The sequence below is a fragment of the Acidimicrobiia bacterium genome (assembly GCA_035471805.1).
GTDB lineage: Bacteria > Actinomycetota > Acidimicrobiia > Spongiisociales > JAHEDJ01 > JAHEDJ01.
Window position 1 is genome coordinate 41,921 of the sequence record DATIPS010000015.1, and the last position, 19,742, is coordinate 61,662.

Sequence of the window (19,742 nt, forward strand, 5' to 3'; positions counted from 1 at the left end):
ACCTGAACCCCCCGTTTTCTCAGCAATACTGTTGATCCCCACGCGCATCAGCATTGCTCGGAAACGGTCTTCAACTTCTCAGCAATACTGTTGATCCCCACGCGCATCAGCATTGCCGAGAATACCGGGCCTGCCGTCTAGTGCTCCCCGACCGCCACCGCCATCACCATGGCCGTGACGTCCGTGTGGGTGATGGTGACGAGCACTTCGGTGATTCCGAGCTGTGCGGCACGTGCTTTGGCTGTGCCGAAGAGGTTCACGCGAGGGGCTCCCCCTCCTGTGATCTCCACGTCCTGCCATCGGATCCTGCGCCATCCCGTTCCCATGCTCTTCATGACCGCTTCCTTGCCGGCAAAGCGAGCCGCGTACCGTCGAGCCGGATTGGCGAAGCGCGACGCGTAGGCACGCTCGTGCTCGGTGAAAACACGTTCAGGAAACCGCTCGTACTTGTCGAGCAACCGCTCGACCCTATCTATTTCCGCGAGGTCGACCCCGAGTCCGATTATGCGCATCGGAGAAGCTTACGCCCCCGCCGTGAGGCGGGGGACGAGAAACAAATGCTCTCGAACCTGCCTGCATGGCCGGCAGGCCTATTCCACCGTCACCGTCTTGGCCAGGTTGCGTGGTTTGTCCACGTCGAGTCCGCGCTGTTTCGCCAGCCAGTAGGCGAGCAGCTGCAACGGCACCACCGCAGTGACCGGGCTGAGCAGCTCCGGCGCCCACGGAACAGAGATCACCTCGTCGGCCACGGCTTCACCCTCGCTATCACCCTCGGTGAGCACCAGAAGAATGGTCCCGCTGCGGGCTCGCATTTCCTGCATATTGGAGAGCATCTTGCCCTTCACGTGGCTGTTCGTGGCAACGCCGACGACCACCACGCCCTCCTCAATCAGCGCGATGGGGCCGTGCTTCATTTCGCCGGCCGGGTAACCCTCGGCGCGCAAGTAGGCGATCTCCTTGAGCTTGAGCGCGCCCTCCATCGCCACCGGGAAGGCGGCGCTTCTTCCCAGGAAGAAGAAATCACGGCGGTCGGCCCACTGCTCGGAAATCTCACGGATACGGTCGGACTGCCGGAGCACTTCTTCGACCTGATCGGGCAGGACGAACATCGCCTTCACAGCATTCTGGATGGCAGCGTCGTCGAGTGAGCCTCGCGCATGGGCCAGCCACAGGGCCAGCAGCTGCATTGCGGTCAACTGGGTAGTAAACGTCTTCGTGGCGGCAACTCCGATCTCCGGCCCGGCCCGCGTGTAGAGCACGGCGTCGGCCTCCCGGGCCATCGCCGAGTCGACGACGTTCGTCACCGCGATCAGCTTGGCTCCTTGCGCCCTGGCATAGCGGACGGCTGCCAGGGTGTCCAGCGTCTCGCCCGACTGGGAGATTCCCACGACAAGCGTGTTGGTATCGAGTACCGGGTCGCGGTATCTGAACTCGGACGCGATGTCGGTCTCAACAGGCAATCGCGTCCATCGTTCGATCGCGTACTTGGCCATCATCGCTGCGTGATAGGAGGTCCCGCAGGCAACCACGAATACCTTGTCGAAGGAGCGGGCGGTTCCGACATCGAGGTCGAGTTCGCGCAGCCGGACCAATCCGTCTGAGTCGAGCCGGCCGCGCAACGTGTCGCGGATCGCCTTGGGCTGTTCGAAGATCTCCTTGAGCATGAAGTCGGGAAAGCCGCCCTTCTCGGCCGACTCGAGATCCCACTCGATTTCTCGCATCTGCGGTTCAACGATCGTTCCGGATAGGTCGCTGATGGTGATACTTCCTGGCCGTACGGCCACGATTCGATCGTCGTCGAGGACCGCCATCCGCCTGGTGTATTCGAGGAAGGCCGGAATATCGGACGCCAGGAAGTTCTCGCCGTCTCCCAGGCCTATCACCAGCGGGCTGCCACGACGGGCACCGACGATGAGCTCCGGTTCATCGGTCCTGACGACGGCCAGCGCCAGAGCGCCTTCCGCCAATTGCATGACTTCCCGTACGGCCTCTTCGAGGGGGAGATCGGCCCGATCCTCGATCAGGTGAGCGACCACTTCGGTGTCGGTCTCGGACCGGAACGAATGCCCCGCTTCGATCAGTTCGGCCTTCAGGTCCGCCCAGTTCTCGATGATCCCGTTGTGGACGACCGCCACGCCTCCAGCGCAGTCCGCGTGCGGATGGGCGTTGATCGTGTTGGGAGCGCCGTGGGTTGCCCAGCGTGTGTGCCCGATCCCGGTGGTGCCCTGGCTGATCCGTCCTTCCAGTTCGGACTCGAGGTCGGCGATGCGCCCGGCCTTGCGGGTTATCTCGACTCCGATTTCTTCGAGGATCGCCATGCCGGCAGAGTCATATCCCCGGTATTCCAGACGTCGGAGTCCCCCGATCAGCAGCGCTTGGACCGGACGCGGCCCTACATACCCGACGATGCCACACATCGCGTTCTTTCCTTCCCACGTTCCGCGCCGACCTAATGCCGGCTATCACCGGGACGGTTCGTATGCCGCAGCATCTGACTGTGGCACCCACATCGGACCGGACTTTGTGGCACCGGTCGCCCGGTGGCTTTGATCCGCTCCGTCACGATCGTGGGAACCGAGAGGGCATCCGCCGAAGGTTCGATACTCCCTCTTCCTCGTCACCCCTTGCGGGGCCAGGCGCTCCAATGTTCTGAATCCCGGATTGCACAGAACGATAGTCGCCGCCACCGGCTCCGGATATGAGGAGCGGCATACGGGCTTCAGGCCAACTCGGCTCGCACAACACCGATCAAATCATCGGCGATTGCCGCCGCGCCGTCCTTTGTCGATGCCTCGACCATGACCCTGATCAACGGTTCGGTCCCGGAGGCTCTGACGAGAATCCTCCCATTCCCGGCGAGCTCCTTTTCGGCTCGCTCGACCGCAGACCAGATCACCTCGGACTCCTCCAGACCTTTGGTCTCCCCCACTCTGACATTTCGGAGAATCTGCGGAAACTCGGTGATCGTCTCTCTGCGGAGGTCTGCGAGCCGCCGACCGGACGCGGCCACCACCTCGACGAGCCGAAGTGCCGTCAGGAGACCGTCTCCGGTCACCAGATCGTTGAGGAAGATGACGTGCCCCGATTGCTCGCCGCCCAAGGACGCGCCGTGCTCACGCATGCCCTCGAGAACATAGCGATCACCGACCTGGGTCTGAATCAGGTTGACGCCGATGGACTCCATCGCCTTGCGGAAACCCAGATTGGACATCACGGTGGCAACCACGGTGTTGTTCTTCAGCCGACCGCGCTCGTGCATATGACGGGCGATGACCGCCATGATGACGTCGCCGTTGGCGGGTACCCCCTCCTCATCGACCGCAATCAGCCGATCTGCGTCACCGTCGAAGGCGAGGCCCAGGCGGCCTTTCGCCTCCCTGGCGAGAAACGCAGGGGATGTGGCCCCAACGCCATCGTTGATGTTGGTTCCGTCCGGATCGGCGGCCAGGACCCTGACGTCTGCCTTCAAGCGGTGGAACAACTGAGGCGCCGCCTTGTATGCGGCGCCGTTGGCACAGTCGAGTGTCAGCGCGAGGCCGCGGAAGGAGTACTCGGCGAGTCCTGCCAGGAAGTCGAGATACTCCGCGAGGGCATCCGTGTTCAAGAACCTGGTGCCGACCGCCTCCCCGACGGCGACGTTGAAGGGGCGATCAGTTCGAAGCCGGGCCTCGATCTCATCCTCTTCGGCGTCGGAGAGCTTGGCCCCCGTCGCGCCCAGCAGTTTGATGCCGTTGTCCGAGGCTGGATTGTGTGAGGCACTGACGACGGCTCCCATCATTGCACCGCTGGTACCGGTGAGACGGGCGACCCCTCCGGACGGGAGCACGCCGACGTCGACCGTGTCGATGCCGACGCTGTGGAACCCGGCCTGAAGCGCGGAGGACAGCATCTCGCCCGACCTCCTGGTGTCGCGACCGACGATCACCGGCCCGCGCGGAAGAGCCTCACCGGCGGCTCGGCTCAGCCGCATTACGAAGTCGGGCGTCAGTTCGGTGTTCGCGACACCGCGGATGCCGTCGGTTCCGAAGAGTCGGCGACCCTCCTTGAGCATCTAGCGCTTTGTGTACTGCGGAGCGCGACGGGCCTTGCGGAGGCCGTACTTCTTGCGCTCAACCCTGCGAGCGTCTCTGGTCAGCAGGCCGTTGCTCTTCAGCTGCGGCCGGAGTTCAGGGATCAAGTCAAGGATCGCACGGGCGATGCCGAGACGAATCGCGTCGGTCTGCCCGGTCGTGCCGCCACCATGGACCGTGACGTACACGTCGTAGCGGCCTTCTATTTCGCCCACTCGGAGCGGTTCGAGAACACGGATACGCTGCGCCATCGTCGGGAAGTAATCCTCCAACGACCGGTCGTTGATGACAACACGGCCCGTCCCCTCATGGAGTCGGACACGGGCTACCGAGGACTTGCGACGCCCGGTTGCCTGAACGAGTGGCTTGGACATCAGGCGTCCACCTTTCGGATATCGAACACGAGTGGTTGCGGCGACTGCGCCTCGTGTGGATGGTCCGCCCCGGCATGAACCTTCAGCTTCTTGAGCATCTGGCGTCCGAGACGATTCTTTGGAAGCATTCCCCTGACCGCCCGCTCCATCACCTGCTCCGGACGGCGGTCGATGAGCGATGCGAAGGACTCTTCCTTCAACCCGCCCGGAAAACCGGAATGGCGGTAGTAGATCTTGCGCTCGGATTTGGCCGATGTGACCGCCACCTTGTCGGCGTTGACTACGACGACGAAGTCACCAACGTCGAGATGCGGTGCGAATTGCGGCTTGTGCTTGCCGCGCAGCACCTGAGCGATCTCTGACGCCAGCCGCCCGAGTGGGAGGCCCTCTGCGTCCACGACATACCAGGCGCGTTGCACGTCGTCGGGTTTTGGTGAATAGGTCTTCTGCATCATCGAATCCTCGCGAGGGAAAGACCCCGCGATAGCGGAGCCGACGCATGGTATCGAATTACACCGTCAATCGTCAATCTCGCAACCCGTTTTTCTCAGCAATGCTATGTACCGTTGGGGATGCACAGCATTGCTGAGAAAACGAGGAACACCGAATTGACCGACAAACTGATCTCCCTCGACGAGATTCGCGCGGCGAGAGCCCGCATGGGATCGACCGTAATCGTGACTCCTTCCGTCCACTCGACATCGTTCTCACGGATGACGGGACGCGATGTCTGGTTCAAAGCGGAGAACCTGCAGCGGACCGGATCGTTCAAGATCCGGGGAGCGATGAACGTCCTCTCACAGCTCGACCCCGAGGAACGCTCCGCCGGGGTCGTTGCCGCCTCGGCCGGGAACCATGCCCAGGGTGTAGCCCTCGCCGCTCAGTCGACCGGAGTTCGGGCAACGGTCTTCATGCCCGAGGCGGCGCCGCTGCCCAAGGTTTCGGCGACCAGGGAGTACGGAGCGGAGGTCCGACTCACCGGCACGAGCCTCGAAGACGCGGTGGTCGCCGCCAGGGCATACGCCGGCGAGACGGGTGCCCGTTTCATCCACCCATACGACGACGCCGCAATCGTGACGGGTCAGGGGACGCTGGGGATCGAGGTGGCCGAGCAGGTCCCGGAAGCCGGAACGGTCGTCATTCCCGTCGGTGGTGGTGGCCTCATGGCCGGATCCGCCGCCGCGCTCAAAGCGCTGCGGCCCGATGTCCGCATCGTCGGCGTTGAGATCGTCACCGCCAACACCTACGAGCTCAGCAGGAAGGAGGGTTCACCAACGCCGGTGGCGCCCCGGCCGACGGTTGCCGACGGGATCGCCGTCCACGAGCCCTCCCTCCTCGCCTTCAGGCACATCGAGGCTTTCGTGGATGAACTGGCGACGGTCGACGACCCCCAGGCAATGCAGGCCGTCGCCTTCCTCCTCGAACGCACGAAGCTGCTGGTTGAGGCGTCGGGCGCGGTCGGCGTCGCAGCTCTCATGGAGGGCCGGCTCGACCACCTGCCGGATCCGTTCGTCATCGTCCTCTCCGGCGGCAACATCGACCTGCTCCTCCTCAATCGCGTCATTCGAGGGGGCCTCGCCGCCGCCGGACGCTTCGCCTGGTACCGGGTACGGATTCCCGATGTGCCCGGTCAGCTGGCCGGCCTGCTAAACGTGATCGCTTCCCACGGAGGCAATGTCGTCTCCGTGGAGCACTACAGGGAGGAAGGCGGGGTGCCGGTCGGCTTCACGGATGTTCTGATTGCCGTGGAGACTCGCGGCCCGGAGCACTCGGACGAACTGCGTTTGGCGCTGGGCGAGTACGGACTCGTCGGCTAGCGGCAGGCCGCCAACGCCCGGCGACCGGCTCCCGGTTGAAGCCGGGTCCCGAGCCATGGGCAAAGAGTCATCGACTGTTGCCTGCTACCGATTCGCAACTCGGGATACCTCTTACTCGTCGCCGGCACCCGTCTGCGACATGGCGGCTATCTCCCGCACGACGTCTGCATTGGCCAAGGTGGTCACGTCACCGAGTTGCCTTTCCTCCGAGATGTCCTTCAGCAACCTTCGCATGATCTTGCCCGATCGCGTTTTGGGCAGATCATCGGTGAAGACAATGCTCTTCGGTTTGGCAATCGGACCGATCGTCGCAGCCACATGGTCCCGCAGTTCGTGGAGTAGTTTGTCGTCGCCGACCTCCCCTGCGCGGAGCGTGACGAAGGCGGCGATCGCCTGCCCGGTCAACTCGTCCTTGCGCCCTACGACGGCCGCCTCTGCCACCGCTCTGTGAGAGACGAGCGCAGACTCGACCTCTGTCGTGGAAATGTTGTGCCCGGCCACGAGCATCACATCGTCAACCCGGCCGAGAAGCCAGAAGTATCCGTCGTCGTCTCGTTTGGCACCGTCGCCAGGGAAGTACGATCCCTCCATCCGCGACCAGTAGGTCTGCACATAACGATCCGGGTCACCGTAGATCGTTCGCAGCATCGAGGGCCACGGCCTGGTGATGGTGAGGAAACCGCCTCCGCCGAGTGGGACCGAGTTGCCTTCCTCATCGATTACGTCCGCCGAGATGCCCGGGAAGGCAAGTGTCGCCGATCCCGGCTTGGTGGCAACGGCGCCCGGGAGCGGCGTGATCATGATTGCCCCGGTCTCCGTCTGCCACCAGGTGTCTACGATGGGGCGGCTGCCTCCGCCGATGTTCTCGTGGTACCAGATCCATGCTTCCGGGTTGATCGGCTCGCCGACGGTACCGAGAACGCGCAGTGAGCTGAGGTCGTGGCCGGCCGGGAACTCATCACCCCACTTCATGAAAGCCCGAATCGCGGTCGGTGCCGTATAGAAGATCGTGACCTTGTAGTCCTCGATGATCTGCCACAGACGGTCCTTGCCCGGCCAGTCGGGGGCTCCTTCGTACATGACGCCGGTCGTGCCGTTGGCGAGAGGTCCGTAGACGATGTAGGAATGGCCGGTGACCCACCCGATGTCGGCGGCGCACCAGTAGACATCATCGGGTTTGATGTCGAACACCAGGCTGTGCGTCGTCGTGACTCCAGTCAGGTAGCCGGCCTGCGTGTGGACGATTCCTTTCGGTTTCCCGGTCGTCCCGGACGTGTAGAGGATGTACAGCATGTCCTCGGCGTTCATCACTGCAGGTTCGAACTCCGTCGGCTTCCCTTCGACAACATCGTGGTACCAGGCGTCCCTGCCTTCGGTCATCGTTATCTCGTTGCCGGTCCGTCTGACGACGACCACATGCTCGATCGAGGGGCTCTGCGCGACGGCCACGTCGACATTGGCCTTCAACGCCACGACACTCCCCCGGCGCCAGGCCCCATCCTGAGTGATCACGACTTTGGCTTCGGCGTCGTTGATGCGGTCGGCAAGAGCGTCTGATGAGAATCCTCCGAACACGACCGAATGGGCGGCGCCGATGCGAGCGCAAGCCAGCATCGCGATCGGGAGTTCCGGGATCATGCCCATGTAGATCGCCACTCGATCACCTTTGGCGACACCCATTCCGGCCAGCCCGTTGGCGAATCGGTTCACCTCCTGGTACAGCTCGCGAAATGTGAAAGTCCTGGTGTCTCCCGGCTCGCCGATCCAGTGGTAGGCAATCTTGTCTCCCTCGGTGTCGAGGTGGCGGTCGAGGCAGTTGTAGGTGAGGTTCAGTTCTCCGTCCTTGAACCACTTGAAGAACGGTGGATTAGAGTCGTCCAGCACCTCGGTCGGCTCTTTGAACCAGGAGATCCGGCTCCGAGCCTGTTTCTCCCAGAACCCGAGCCAATCCTCCTCCGCCTGCTCATGAATGCCCGGCCGGGCATTGGCCTGCGCGGCGAATTCGTCGGACGGCGGGAAGACTCGGTCCTCTGTGCTGAGGTTTTCGATGGCCTGACGCCTGAGGTCTGACACAAAGGCTCCTTCCTACCGCCCTTTGAGCGGACATGACTCCGTGCGACGTACGTTTTCGGTCGACATGGTACGAAAACGCCGGCTCCGTCGCCATGGGGGCCGAAGATCGGTCGACCCGGGCGGTGGGCCGACTTCTTCCGCCACGATCCCTCCACAGTCGGGATTGGTGATGCAGGGCCGGTGATTTCTCAGTAGCCGACGCTCCACAGAGTCAGTCCGTGCGGCGGGGCAACGGCGCCGTCGGTGGCCGCCCGGTTGCGAGCTTCGATGATGAGAGGCACTTCGCTCGCGTCGATCTTGCCAAGGCCGACCTCGACGCACAGACCGACCAGAGAACGCACCATTTGCTGACAGAACGACGAGGCGACCACCTCGAACTCGAGCACACGGTCGTTCAAGTTCCGCCATTCGGCGGACATGACATCCCGCACCGTCGTACGGCCTTCGGAGACCCGGCAGAAAGTGGCGAAATCATGCCTGCCGATGAAGTGATCCGAGACCGAGCACAGCACACCGACGTCCAGCGGTTGCCCAACGTGCCATGCCCGCAGCCGCCACTGCGGATCGAGCACCCGACCGTTATCGATCCGATATCGATAGGTCCTGGAAGTCGCCGAGAAGCGGGCACTGAAGCCGTCCGGAGCGACCGAAACTGCGCCTACGGCTATCTCGGGGTTGAGCATCTTGTTGAGAGAGCGAAGCAGACGGTCGGTGTCTGGGAACTCCTCGACCTCGAAGCTGACAACCTGGCCGTCTGCATGTACCCCGGCATCGGTCCTGCCGGCAACCACCGTTTCGATGCCGGGAAGAATCTTGTGCAGAGCTGCCTCGAGGTCACCCTGCACGGTCCGCACCTGCAACTGCCGGGCGTAGCCGCGGAAGCCGGATCCGTCGTAAGCGATGTCCAGGCGATAGACCGGCACTTCAGAAGAAGCGGATCAAGGAGGCGAGCCCATCGCCTATGCCGATCGATTGCACAACCCACCAAAGGGCCACTGCCAGCAAGGCGCTGCCGACCGACTTTCTCGTGTCGAAGTCGAACAGCACTCGGGCCGCTGCCGAAATCGCCGCGATGAACCAGATGAGCGCGGCCGCAACCACGACATCGGTGAGGATCGAACCGACAAAGGGGGCGGCTAGGAGCAGCACGAGCGGCACATGGGTGAATCCCGTCAGGCGGATCACCGTTGCTCCTCTTGCGGAACCCTCGAAGATCTTCGTTCCCGCCAGCCAGAGCCCTCCGGATACGATCAGCCAGCCGATCAGGCCCGAGAGCAGTATGCCGATGAACGAGACGACGCTGAACCCGAGATTGCTCCCCAACACGAGGGCGAGATAGATGGCACCGTAGATTCCGGCCACGATCAAGACGGCGTCTCCGGTCGCGGCGTTGTCGAAGAACACCTCGGTGTAGAGCCTGCGGTCGAGCCTGGCGGCTCTCATCATCCGGTCGAACATGGGACCGCCAGAGTAACAGCGGCGGGTTATTTGCAGGCCATTGGGAGAGTGCCGGGCAACGGGCCGATCGGCAACCGGCCCATCGCCGTCTGGCAGCCTGGTGTCATCGAACCAGGGCGTGGAGTGCTTTCGACGGGCGGGTGACGCTCCGGTCTGCGCTCCAGCGATCCAGCTCGTCGAACGGTATCCATCGAGCGTCGAGCACCCCTTCGCCGGCTTCGATGAGTCCGGATCGTGCTCGGAATCCGTATCTCAGGTCGAAGTGCAGATGTGCCGGGTCGTCCGCCCGAAGGGGAAACTGGTGGATGTCGATGTCGATCAGACCGAATGATTGAATGGCGCCCAGGCCGGTCTCTTCTGCAATCTCGCGGCGGCTCGCCGCTTCGATCGATGCATCGTCCGGTTCGATGTGCCCTCCGGGCTGCAGCCACTTGCCGATCTTCTCATGATGAATGAGCAGAACGCCGGCGCCGTTGGGCGACGCGACGAAACCGCTGGCAGTGAAGTGCCCGGGATCGAACCGGCTGCGGGACGTCGGATCGCCGGCGGAGGCGCAGAGATCCAGCATGCGACGGCGATAGGAAGCCTGTTGAGGATCTGGGGGATCGAAGGCGGCAAGAAGCTGACGAATGTGCGTACGAGAATCCGGCATTAGGCAGTAGGCAGTAGGCAGTAGGCAGTCAGGAGCCTAGAGCCTCCGGCCCGGAGACCATGCCTCCGGAGCATGGCTTGCTGCCCCGGCCTCAACAGGGAACCACTTGCCAATCGCCCCGGCCGGCGGCCGCCGCGGCGAAGTGGCGGCCGGCACCCGCCTCATATCCGCCGCAACCGCACTTTCTTGATCGTGTGATCGGCATCCTTCTCGATGATGAGATGGGCACGCTCGCGGGTCGGGAGGATGTTCTCCCGCAGATTCGGGCCGTTGATTCGATTCCAGATGTCCCTGGCCGTCTCGACAGCCTCATCTTCGGAAAGCCCGGCGTATCGATGGAAGTACGAGTCGGGATTCTGAAAGACGGTGTCGCGCAGGGTCAGGAACCTGTCTATGTACCACTGCAGTACGTGCTCCTCATGTGCATCCATGTATATGGAAAAGTCGAAGAAATCGCTGACGAATACCCTGGCCCGGGTCGCCCCTCCGTCACCGGTCTGCAGAACGTTGAGGCCCTCGACTATCAGAATGTCCGGCCGATCCGTCTCGCGTTTCTCGCCGGGGAGCACGTCGTAGGCCAGGTGCGAGTAGACGGGTGCGCCGATGTTTCTCTCCCCTGCTTTGACGGCCGCCATGAACCGGACCAGTTGGCGGACGTCATAGCTCTCGGGAAATCCCTTGCGATCCATGAGGTCTCTTTCTTCCAGAACCTCATTTGGAAATAGGAAACCGTCCGTGGTGACCAGATCGACCTTCGGATGGTCCGGCCACCTGGCCAGAAGCGCTTGCAGGACGCGAGCAACGGTCGACTTGCCGACTGCCACGCTCCCGGCCACGCCGATCACATAAGGGACTCGTTCCGCCGGTTGACCCAGGAATGTGTCCGTAACCTTGTAGAGCTGCTGCGAGGCTGCCACATAGAGGTTCAGCAACCTGGACAGCGGAAGGTATATCTGGGCCACCTCATCGAGGGAGAGCTCCTCGTTGATACCACGCAGTCGTTCCAGATCCCCCTCATCGAGAGTCATCGGGGTGTTGGCCCGCAGCTCCGCCCACTCGTCGTGGTCGAAGTCGATGAACCGGGCGTCCAGGTGCGAGTCGGGAGACATGAGAGGAGGCTAGCCCATGGGCAGCCGGCAGCACCTGCCGGCCTCCGGCCCGAAGCCGATCGCCACAAGCAAAACGGGCCCAGAAGGGCCCGCCTGCCTACTGCTCTTGCCTGGAGCGCGCGTTGCCCGTCAAACCAACTCGATGACGGCCATTTCGGCATTGTCACCGCGACGGGGACCGGTGCGGACGATCCGGGTGTATCCACCCTGGCGATCCTCGTATCGGGGACCGATCTCGTCGAACAGTTTGGTCACGATCTCGTTGTCGCGAATCTGCTTCCGCACCTGCCGGCGATCGTGCAAGCTTCCGCGCTTGCCCTTGGTTATGAACTTCTCCGCCAGCGGCCTTACCGCTTTTGCTTTGGCAAGCGTGGTGGTCACCTTGCCTTCCCAGATCAAGGATGCGGCCAGGTTGGCGAGGAGGTGCTTTTCGTGAGTGGGGCCCGACCCGAGGCGGGCTCCCTTCCGTGGACGAGGCATTAGCTTTCAGCTCCTCCGGCGGCGAGGCTCAAGCCCAGCTCGTCGAGCTTGGCGATGACCTCTTCGAGGCTCTTCTGCCCGAAGTTGGTGATGTTGAGAAGATCCTCTTCCGTCTTCTGGACGATCTCCCCAACGGTCTTGACCTGCGCCCGGCGCAAGCAGTTGCGAGGACGCTCCGACAGGTCGAGGGCTTCGATCGGGAGGTCGAGATCGGGTGAGGCCGACTCGGCCGTGGCAACTTCACCGAGCTCCAGGCCGATGCCCTCGCCGATATCGGCGAATAGGTTGAGAAGCTCTCCCAGGGTCTTGCCTGCCGATGAGATGGCCTCACCGGGAGAGAGCGAGCCGTCGGTCTCAACGTCGAGGATCAACCTGTCGAAGTTGGTCATCTGGCCGACCTGGGTCGGCTCGACGCGATACGACACCTTGCGCACCGGCGAATAGATGGCATCCACCGGCATGACACCGATGGCGTCGACGCCGGGAATGCGCAGAGCGCTCCGGTAGCCCACACCGCGCTCGACGCTGAGCTCGGCCTCGAGGCGACCGCCGGACGACAGGGTCGCCAGGTGCAGGTCGGGGTTGATGATCTCGACGCCGGCGGGAACCTTGAGCTGGCCGGCAGTCACTTCACCCGGGCCCTTGGCCGAGAGGTAGACGGTCTGCGGCTCGTATTCCTCCATGCGGACGACGATCTGCTTGATATTCAGAATGATGTCGACGACATCTTCAACGACGCCTTCCACCGTTGAGAACTCATGCTGCACACCTTCGATCTGCAGCGTGGTAACGGCGGCGCCTGGAATGCGGGACAGGAGCGTGCGGCGCAGGGTGTTGCCCAGCGTATAGCCGAAGCCCGGCTCCAGCGGCTCTACAACAAACCTGGACCGGTAATCGGATACGGTCTGTTCCTCTATTTGTGGACGTTGAACAATCAACAAAGCGGTTCCCCTCGCTACTTGGAGTAGAGCTCGACGATGAGCTGTTCCTGAATCGGGGTATCGATCTGTGCACGATTAGGAAGATCGTGCACGACCACCCGCTTGGCCGTCGTGTCAACCTCGAGCCATTCCGATGGCGTGCGGCCGCTCGTATCGACGGAGTGCTGGACGATGATGAGCTCCTTGCTTCCATCGCGCAACGCAACCACGTCGTCCTTGCGAACGCGGTAGGAGGGGATATCGACCTTCCTGCCGTTGACCTCGAAGTGGCCGTGGTTCACCAGTTGACGAGCCTGCGGCCGTGTGGCGGCGAGACCGGCCCGATATACGACGTTGTCCAGACGACTCTCCAGAATGCGAAGCAGGTTGTCACCTGTGATGCCCTTCTGGCGAGCGGCTTCCTGGTAGTAGCGGCGGAACTGGCGCTCCAGGATGCCGTACATAGTGCGGAGCTTCTGCTTCTCACGGAGCTGGATCAGATAGTCGCTCTCCCGAACGCGGGCACGGCCGTGTTCGCCGGGAGGATACGGTCGCTTGTCGACCGGGCAGCGCTTTGACTGGCACAGGGGCGTACGCGCCCTGCGGCATGCCTTGTGGCGGGGACCTGTATAACGAGCCATTCTCAGCCTCCCCGGCGCTTCTTGGGCCGGCAACCGTTGTGCGGGACGGGAGTCACATCGCGAATGCCTGTGATCTCCATTCCCATGTTCTGAAGAGTGCGAACGGCCGTGTCCCGGCCGGAGCCGGTGCCGCTGACAATCACATCGAGTTTGCGAACCCCATGCTCGCCGGCACGGCGAGCAGCCTCTTCGGCTGCCACCTGCGCGGCGTAAGGAGTCGATTTCCTCGAACCTTTGAAACCAACCGAACCGCCCGACGTCCATGCGATGGAGTTGCCGGTCTGATCGGTGATCGAAATAATCGTGTTGTTGAAGCTGGCCTTGATGTGCGCCACCCCGTGTGGGATGTTCTTGCGCTCACGACGGCGTACTCGCCTCTGCTCCGCCAAGGGGACCTCCGCGACCTATCTACTTGCCGACTTGTTTCTTGCCGGCGATGGCAACCCTTGGACCCTTGCGGGTACGGGCGTTGGTGTGCGTCCGCTGCCCGCGAACCGGCAACCCGCGCCGGTGCCGAAGGCCCTGGTATGAACCAATCTCAACTTTTCGCCGGATGTTCTGTTGTACCTCACGCCGAAGGTCACCTTCGATGCGCAGGTTTTGGTCGAGGTGCCGACGAATACGCAGCACCTCATCGTCCGTGAGATCTCGCACTTTCGTGCCTGCGTCGATACGAAGTTCCTCACACGTGTTCAGCGCAGTAGTACGACCAATGCCGTAGATATAGGTCAATGCGATCTCGAGACGTTTGTCTCGAGGAAGATCGACGCCTGCGATACGAGCCATCAACTACCCCTGTCGCTGCTTGTGGCGCGGGTTGGGACAGATGACCCAGACGCGTCCGCGCCGCCGGATGATCCGGCACTTTTCACACATTTTCTTCGTAGAAGGCCGAACCTTCATGGTGTCTCCAGACACTTTCAAATGGAAACCGCCGGCGTTCCCACAGCCTCAGACCGCACACAAAGCGGATGAGGGAATGATTGGGATCACGAGCGAACCGCCTACTTGGAGCCGAACACGCTCAAACCGGCCCGTAAGCCAGACGGGAATCTTAGTCGCCGGTTCAACCGGAGGACAAATCGCTTGCCGTGAACACTATCGGCCCCTCTTCGGTGATGCCGATCGTGTGCTCGAAGTGCGCCGAGAGAGAACCGTCGGCGGTAACAACGGTCCATCCGTCGGCCTCGACCCTCGTCTCCGCGCCACCGAGATTGAACATGGGCTCTATGCAAACTGCCATCCCCGTCCGGAGCTTCATTCCGGTCCCCTTCTTGCCGAAGTTCGGGACCTGGGGCTCTTCGTGCATCTGTCTCCCGATGCCGTGCCCGACGTATTCGCGAACGATGCCTAGACCGACACGTTCTGCTTCAGCCTGGACGGCGCTGCCGATGTTTCCGAGCCTGGCACCGTCGGCGACCTCCTGGATGCCGGCCCACAGCGCCGCTTCGGTCGTCTCGATCAGGCGCCGGGCAACGGGACTGACCTCACCTATCCCAAAGGTGATGGCCGCGTCGCCGTGGAAACCTTCGTAGATGGCCCCCGCGTCCACCGAGAGCACATCTCCCGCCTTGAGCCGATACGAGTCGGGTATACCGTGAACGATCACCGAGTTCGGCGAAGTACAGATGTGTGCCGGGAATCCGTGGTAGCCGAGGAACGAGGGCGTGCAATCCCGCGAACGGATGACATCGGCCGCGACGGCGTCCAGTTCCTTCATGCTGACTCCCGGTGCAGCGGCTTCTTTGACCGTCCGCAGCACGACTGCCACCGTGGCTCCTGCAATAGCCATCTTCTCGAACTCGTCCGGTTTCTTGATCGTGATCATCGACGCAGTGCCGCCAATATCGAGTCCGTGATCCTCTCGGGGTCCCCGACTCCTTCGATGACGTGCATGGTCGTACCGCCATCACGATAGAAAGTGATCAAGGGTTCGGTCAGAGCCTGGTAGACGTTGAGTCGATTCCTCACCGTTGATGCGAAGTCGTCTTCTCGCTGATAGACCTCTTCGCCGCACTGGTCGCAGCTCTCCCCGTCGGCCGATGGTGCGTCGTCGACATGGAATACGTGCCCGTTGCCGCAGACCCTGCGCCCCGAGATGCGCCTGACGATCTCCTCGGAGTCCACGTCGATGACGACGGCCGCATCGAGACCTCCGTCACCGAATCGCTCTTGGAGAGCCTCGGCTTGGGCGATGGTTCGTGGGAATCCGTCGAGGATGAAACCGTCGGCGGCATCATCCCGGGCAACCCGGTCCAGGAGCATGGCGATGACCAGGTCGTCCGGGACCAGGTCACCTCGCTCCATGATCGCCCGTGCCTTGAGCCCGAGCTCGGTGCCTTCCGAAACGGCCTGGCGCAGCATGTCCCCCGTGGCGATGTGTGGGATACCGAGATGCGCGGCTACACGTTTGGCCTGGGTCCCTTTGCCGGCCCCGGGCGGCCCCAAAAAAAGCAGCCTCATCGGAGCCGAGCTCCGGTGAGGCCGCCGTACCCGGTAATCGATACCTGGTACCCGGTATTCGTCACGTCAAGAAACCTTCGTAGTTCCTCATTGTCAGCTGGCTCTCGATCTGCTTCATCGTTTCGAGTGCTACACCCACGACGATCAGAATCGACACGCCGGAAAACCCGATCTGGAAGCCCCAGATCACCGACGCGATGGCCGGGAGCACCGAGATCGAGGCCAGGAACATGGAGCCGGGCAAAGTGATCCGATTGAGGATGTACTCCAGATGACGCACGGTTGCCTTGCCGGGACGGATTCCGGGAACGAACCCACCCTGACGCTGGATCGTTTCGGCCTGACGAACGGGATCGAACTGGATCGCCGTATAGAAATAGGTGAAGAACACAATGAGCAGGAAGAGGATGATCACGTAGGTCCAGGTCGAGCTGCCTCCTGAACCCAGGTACTCGTTGACCCAGTTGCGGATCCCCTCGAGCACGCTGTTGGTCGAGTTCGGAATCATCGTCACGATGAGCGCCGGGAAGAACAAGACGCTCGTCGCGAAGATCACGGGGATTACGCCTGCCGTGTTGACCTTCAGCGGAATATAGGTCGCCTGGCCACCCAGTACCCGCCGGCCCCGGACTCGTTTGGCGAACTGAATGGGTATGCGCCGCTGTCCCTGCTCCACGTAGAGGATCGCAACCACCATTGCAACGAAGATGAACACCATCAGAACGAAGAGAAGCGGCTGTGAAGCACCGACTGTCTGCTGATAGATCAGCGAGAAGCTGGCCGGTAGCTGGCTGATGATGCTGGTGAAGATGATCAGCGACATACCGTTGCCGATACCGCGCTGAGTGATCAACTCGCCGAGCCACATGATGAATGCGGTTCCGGCCGTCATCGTCAGCACGATGAGTGCTGCTTTTCCGGTGCTCGAATCGGTGATCAGCGGTTGGCTCAGTCCGAGCTGCGCGGCTCCCCCGGCACTGGCGAACAAGGCGGTGAGCGCCGTCGACTGCAGCAGGGCCAGGACGACGGTCAAGTACCGGGTCCACTGGGTGATGACCTTGCGGCCCCTGTCACCCTCGTCTTGCAAAGCCTGCAGGCGAGGAATGACCACAGTGAGCAGCTGCATGATGATGCTCGCCGTGATGTAGGGCATGATGCCGAGCGCGAATACCGAGAAGCGCTCGAGTGCGCCACCGGAGAAGAGGTTGAGCAAGCCGAAGATTCCGCCCACCTCTGCTCCTTCGGCGATCGCCTGGACGGCGTCGAGGTCTGTTCCCGGAACGGGGATATTCGTCCCGAGCCGGTACACGCCGAGAATCATCAGCGTGAAGAGGATCTTCCGACGCAAGTCGGGAATCGTGAACATGTGGCGGTAAACGGCGAGCATGAAAATCCTGAGTTCTAGGTTCTAAGTTCCAGGTTCCGAACCGGGTGCCAGTTGCCGGTTGCCAACTGCCACCCGGGGCATTCTTGCAGCTGACGGGCTAAACGCACCTTCAGCCTTCGACCACTTCTGCTGTTCCCCCGGCTGCTTCGATCTTGGCGACTGCACCCTTGCTGAAGGCATGGGCCTTCACCGTGAGCTTCGTATTGAGTTCTCCGTCGGCGAGGACCTTCACCCGGCCGCGCTTCTTCACCATGCCTGCAGCACGGATGTCCTCCGGCGTGACGGTAGAACCGGCTGCGAACTCGCCGAGGCGCTCGACGTTCACGACGGTGAAGTACTCCTTGTTTGGATTCTTGAACCCGCGCAGATGCGGAAGGCGGCGTTGCAAAGGCATGCTGCCACCCTCGAATCCGGGACGGACGGTCCCACGGGCTTTCAGACCCTTGGTACCGCGACCGGCGGTCTTTCCGCGCCGTCCGCCTTCACCACGTCCAACCCGAATAGCCTTCTTTTTGGATCCGGGTGCCGGCTTCAGGTGATGAAGCTGGAGTTTGGTCTTCTTCTGCTTGTCAGCCATTGGTTCCTCTTCGTGGTACGTAGTACGCAGTACGAGCTACGTACCAGCTACTTCTTGTTCTCGACTACGTCGACGAGATGCTTCACTTTGTGCAACATCCCGCGGATCGCTTCGGTGTCGTCGTGTTGGACGGTCTGGTTCATCTTCCGGAGGCCGAGGCCTCGCACCGTTGCACGGGTCTTTGGCTTTTCTCCGATGAGGCTCCGGCGGAGCGTCACTAGCAGTGTCTTCGCAGCCATGGATAGGTCACTCCCCCGCTTGGGCGCGGATCATCTCGGTCGACCGGTATGACGCCAGGAGAGCCGGAGGGGTCACCTCTTCAGGGCTCTTGCCGCGCATCTTGGCGATCACGTCCGGACGATGCTGGCCGAGAAGGGCATTCATCGTCGCCTTGGCGACGTTGAGGTGCGTCGGTGAACCAAGGGATTTCCCCAGGGCGTCCCGAACTCCAGCCGCCTCGAGGATCTGCCGCACTGCACCGCCGGCGATCACGCCGGTACCCGGTGCTGCCGGCTTGATCAGGACACGGGAGGCGCTGTGCTCGCCGATGATCTCGTGGATCGTCGTGGTCCCTGCCATCGGAATGGAAACCATCGCCTTGCGGGCAGTCTCCATTCCCTTCTGGATGGCGGCCGGAACCTCTTTGGCTTTTCCGTAGCCGACGCCGACCTTTCCTTTCCCATCACCCACTACTACGAGCGCGGTGAAAGAGAACCTGCGGCCACCCTTGACCACCTTGGCTACACGATTGATCTGAATGACCCGCTCGTCGAGCTGAGGTCCCTCGGTTTCTTGCTGCTGACGCTGTTGTCTCGCCATCGTCTCTCCTAAAAATCCAACCCGGCTTCGCGAGCAGCATCTGCCAGGGCCTTGACCCGTCCGTGGAACGGGAAGCCTCCCCGGTCGAACACCACTTTGCCAACACCGGCGCTTTGAGCACGCTCGGCGATCAACTTACCGATCTTCGAGGCGGTCTCGATGCTGAGCCGCTCTCCCCGGAGATCCTTTTCCGTCGACGACGCCGACGCAAGCGTGTGGCCTGCTACGTCGTCGATGACCTGCGCATAGATGTAGCGATTGCTCCGGAACACGGCCAACCGCGGACGGGCGGGCGTCCCGGAGACGCGCTTCCGAACTCGATAATGGCGGATCTTCCGCGCAGACTCTCTCGACTTGCTCATCGCGAGACACCTGCCTTTCCGGCCTTGCGCCGCACCTGCTCGTCTACATACCGAATTCCCTTGCCCTTGTAGGGCTCGGGGGGACGGATTGCCCTGATCTCGGAGGCAATCTGGCCGACGGCTTCCTTGTCTATTCCGCTCACAATGATCTTCGTCGGCTCCGGCACCTCGAATGTGATGCCGGCAGGAGCTTCAACGCTGACCGGATGACTGAAACCGAGCTGCAGATCGAGGCCGGTGCCTTTCATCGCCGCACGATATCCGACACCGACGATCGCTAGTTCCTTGCTGAATCCGTCGGCAACCCCGGCCACCATGTTGGCGAGCAGAGCCCGGCTCAGCCCGTGCAGGGCTCTCGACTGCCGTTCGTCGTCGACTCTTCCGACGGTGAGCACACCGTCTTCCTGACTGATCGAAACACGATCGTGAAACTCGCGATCCAGCTGGCCCTTGGGCCCTTTGACCGTCACCTTCTGACCATCGATGGCGACATTGACGCCGGACGGGAGAGTGATCGGTACTTTTCCTACACGGCTCATC

General features: G+C 62.3%; 24 protein-coding genes and 1 pseudogene. 1 reads left to right on the forward strand and 24 read right to left on the reverse strand.

All coding sequences use genetic code 11. The features are described from left to right. Positions 1-137: 137 nt before the first annotated feature. The 5 genes from acpS to rplM form a co-directional block, all read right to left on the reverse strand. Positions 138-512, reverse strand: a complete 375-nt coding sequence (gene acpS, locus VLT15_03495) for a holo-ACP synthase (GenBank protein ID HSR44282.1) — start codon at positions 510-512, stop codon at positions 138-140. 78 nt (positions 513-590) lie between these two features. Continuing rightward, the gene (glmS, locus tag VLT15_03500; protein ID HSR44283.1) at positions 591-2,417 is read right to left on the reverse strand and encodes a glutamine--fructose-6-phosphate transaminase (isomerizing); all 1,827 of its coding nucleotides are present in this window, start codon (positions 2,415-2,417) and stop codon (positions 591-593) included. A 302-nt stretch (positions 2,418-2,719) separates the two neighbouring features. Beyond that, complete coding sequence (gene glmM, locus VLT15_03505; protein HSR44284.1) at positions 2,720-4,051, reverse strand: phosphoglucosamine mutase; 1,332 nt, start codon at positions 4,049-4,051, stop codon at positions 2,720-2,722. Continuing rightward, a complete protein-coding gene (gene rpsI, locus VLT15_03510) occupies positions 4,052-4,444 on the reverse strand; it encodes a 30S ribosomal protein S9 (protein ID HSR44285.1) in 393 nt (130 codons plus the stop codon). After that, entirely contained in the window at positions 4,444-4,896 is a 453-nt protein-coding gene (rplM, locus tag VLT15_03515) for a 50S ribosomal protein L13 (GenBank protein ID HSR44286.1), read from the reverse strand. Before rplM ends, rpsI begins: the two co-directional genes overlap by 1 nt. A gap of 156 nt (positions 4,897-5,052) precedes the next feature. Here rplM and ilvA point away from each other — a divergent pair, with 156 nt between their 5' ends. After that, positions 5,053-6,261, forward strand: a complete 1,209-nt coding sequence (ilvA, locus tag VLT15_03520) for a threonine ammonia-lyase (GenBank protein ID HSR44287.1) — start codon at positions 5,053-5,055, stop codon at positions 6,259-6,261. Positions 6,262-6,372: 111 nt separating this feature from the next. On the opposite strand, the gene acs is transcribed toward ilvA, so the two are convergent. The 19 genes and pseudogenes from acs to rplF form a co-directional block, all read right to left on the reverse strand. Further along, on the reverse strand, positions 6,373-8,334 hold the full coding sequence (gene acs / locus VLT15_03525) for an acetate--CoA ligase (GenBank protein HSR44288.1): 1,962 nt from the start codon (positions 8,332-8,334) through the stop codon (positions 6,373-6,375). 188 nt (positions 8,335-8,522) lie between these two features. Then, positions 8,523-9,257 carry a tRNA pseudouridine(38-40) synthase TruA gene (gene truA, locus VLT15_03530; GenBank protein ID HSR44289.1) on the reverse strand — a complete coding sequence of 245 codons (735 nt, stop codon included), beginning with the start codon at positions 9,255-9,257 and terminating at the stop codon, positions 8,523-8,525. Between the two features lies 1 nt (position 9,258). After that, on the reverse strand, positions 9,259-9,792 hold the full coding sequence (locus VLT15_03535; protein ID HSR44290.1) for a YIP1 family protein: 534 nt from the start codon (positions 9,790-9,792) through the stop codon (positions 9,259-9,261). A gap of 103 nt (positions 9,793-9,895) precedes the next feature. Continuing rightward, positions 9,896-10,444 carry an NUDIX domain-containing protein gene (locus VLT15_03540; GenBank protein ID HSR44291.1) on the reverse strand — a complete coding sequence of 183 codons (549 nt, stop codon included), beginning with the start codon at positions 10,442-10,444 and terminating at the stop codon, positions 9,896-9,898. 161 nt (positions 10,445-10,605) lie between these two features. Continuing rightward, positions 10,606-11,553 (reverse strand): type I pantothenate kinase, encoded by a 948-nt coding sequence (gene coaA / locus VLT15_03545; GenBank protein ID HSR44292.1) that lies wholly within the window; start codon positions 11,551-11,553, stop codon positions 10,606-10,608. A 132-nt stretch (positions 11,554-11,685) separates the two neighbouring features. After that, a pseudogene (rplQ, locus tag VLT15_03550) lies at positions 11,686-12,033 on the reverse strand (50S ribosomal protein L17). Beyond that, the gene (locus VLT15_03555; protein ID HSR44293.1) at positions 12,033-12,974 is read right to left on the reverse strand and encodes a DNA-directed RNA polymerase subunit alpha; all 942 of its coding nucleotides are present in this window, start codon (positions 12,972-12,974) and stop codon (positions 12,033-12,035) included. Before VLT15_03555 ends, rplQ begins: the two are co-directional and overlap by 1 nt. 14 nt (positions 12,975-12,988) lie before the next feature. Then, on the reverse strand, positions 12,989-13,594 hold the full coding sequence (rpsD, locus tag VLT15_03560; protein HSR44294.1) for a 30S ribosomal protein S4: 606 nt from the start codon (positions 13,592-13,594) through the stop codon (positions 12,989-12,991). Positions 13,595-13,596: 2 nt separating this feature from the next. Continuing rightward, positions 13,597-13,983: a 30S ribosomal protein S11 gene (rpsK, locus tag VLT15_03565; GenBank protein HSR44295.1), complete on the reverse strand. Its 387-nt coding sequence runs from the start codon at positions 13,981-13,983 to the stop codon at positions 13,597-13,599. Between the two features lie 19 nt (positions 13,984-14,002). Next, on the reverse strand, positions 14,003-14,380 hold the full coding sequence (gene rpsM, locus VLT15_03570) for a 30S ribosomal protein S13 (GenBank protein ID HSR44296.1): 378 nt from the start codon (positions 14,378-14,380) through the stop codon (positions 14,003-14,005). Between the two features lie 3 nt (positions 14,381-14,383). Then, positions 14,384-14,497 (reverse strand): 50S ribosomal protein L36, encoded by a 114-nt coding sequence (gene rpmJ / locus VLT15_03575; GenBank protein HSR44297.1) that lies wholly within the window; start codon positions 14,495-14,497, stop codon positions 14,384-14,386. Between the two features lie 163 nt (positions 14,498-14,660). After that, entirely contained in the window at positions 14,661-15,422 is a 762-nt protein-coding gene (gene map / locus VLT15_03580) for a type I methionyl aminopeptidase (protein ID HSR44298.1), read from the reverse strand. Beyond that, positions 15,419-16,057, reverse strand: a complete 639-nt coding sequence (locus tag VLT15_03585) for an adenylate kinase (protein HSR44299.1) — start codon at positions 16,055-16,057, stop codon at positions 15,419-15,421. The genes map and VLT15_03585 overlap by 4 nt, the downstream gene beginning before the upstream one ends. A 61-nt stretch (positions 16,058-16,118) precedes the next feature. Then, positions 16,119-17,444 (reverse strand): preprotein translocase subunit SecY, encoded by a 1,326-nt coding sequence (secY, locus tag VLT15_03590; GenBank protein HSR44300.1) that lies wholly within the window; start codon positions 17,442-17,444, stop codon positions 16,119-16,121. Between the two features lie 109 nt (positions 17,445-17,553). Then, positions 17,554-18,021 carry a 50S ribosomal protein L15 gene (gene rplO / locus VLT15_03595; protein HSR44301.1) on the reverse strand — a complete coding sequence of 156 codons (468 nt, stop codon included), beginning with the start codon at positions 18,019-18,021 and terminating at the stop codon, positions 17,554-17,556. 47 nt (positions 18,022-18,068) lie between these two features. Continuing rightward, on the reverse strand, positions 18,069-18,260 hold the full coding sequence (gene rpmD / locus VLT15_03600) for a 50S ribosomal protein L30 (GenBank protein ID HSR44302.1): 192 nt from the start codon (positions 18,258-18,260) through the stop codon (positions 18,069-18,071). A 7-nt stretch (positions 18,261-18,267) separates the two neighbouring features. After that, positions 18,268-18,840, reverse strand: a complete 573-nt coding sequence (gene rpsE, locus VLT15_03605) for a 30S ribosomal protein S5 (protein HSR44303.1) — start codon at positions 18,838-18,840, stop codon at positions 18,268-18,270. 8 nt (positions 18,841-18,848) lie between these two features. Then, entirely contained in the window at positions 18,849-19,202 is a 354-nt protein-coding gene (gene rplR / locus VLT15_03610) for a 50S ribosomal protein L18 (protein ID HSR44304.1), read from the reverse strand. Then, positions 19,199-19,741 (reverse strand): 50S ribosomal protein L6, encoded by a 543-nt coding sequence (gene rplF, locus VLT15_03615; protein ID HSR44305.1) that lies wholly within the window; start codon positions 19,739-19,741, stop codon positions 19,199-19,201. Before rplF ends, rplR begins: the two co-directional genes overlap by 4 nt. Between the last annotated feature and the right edge of the window lies 1 nt (position 19,742).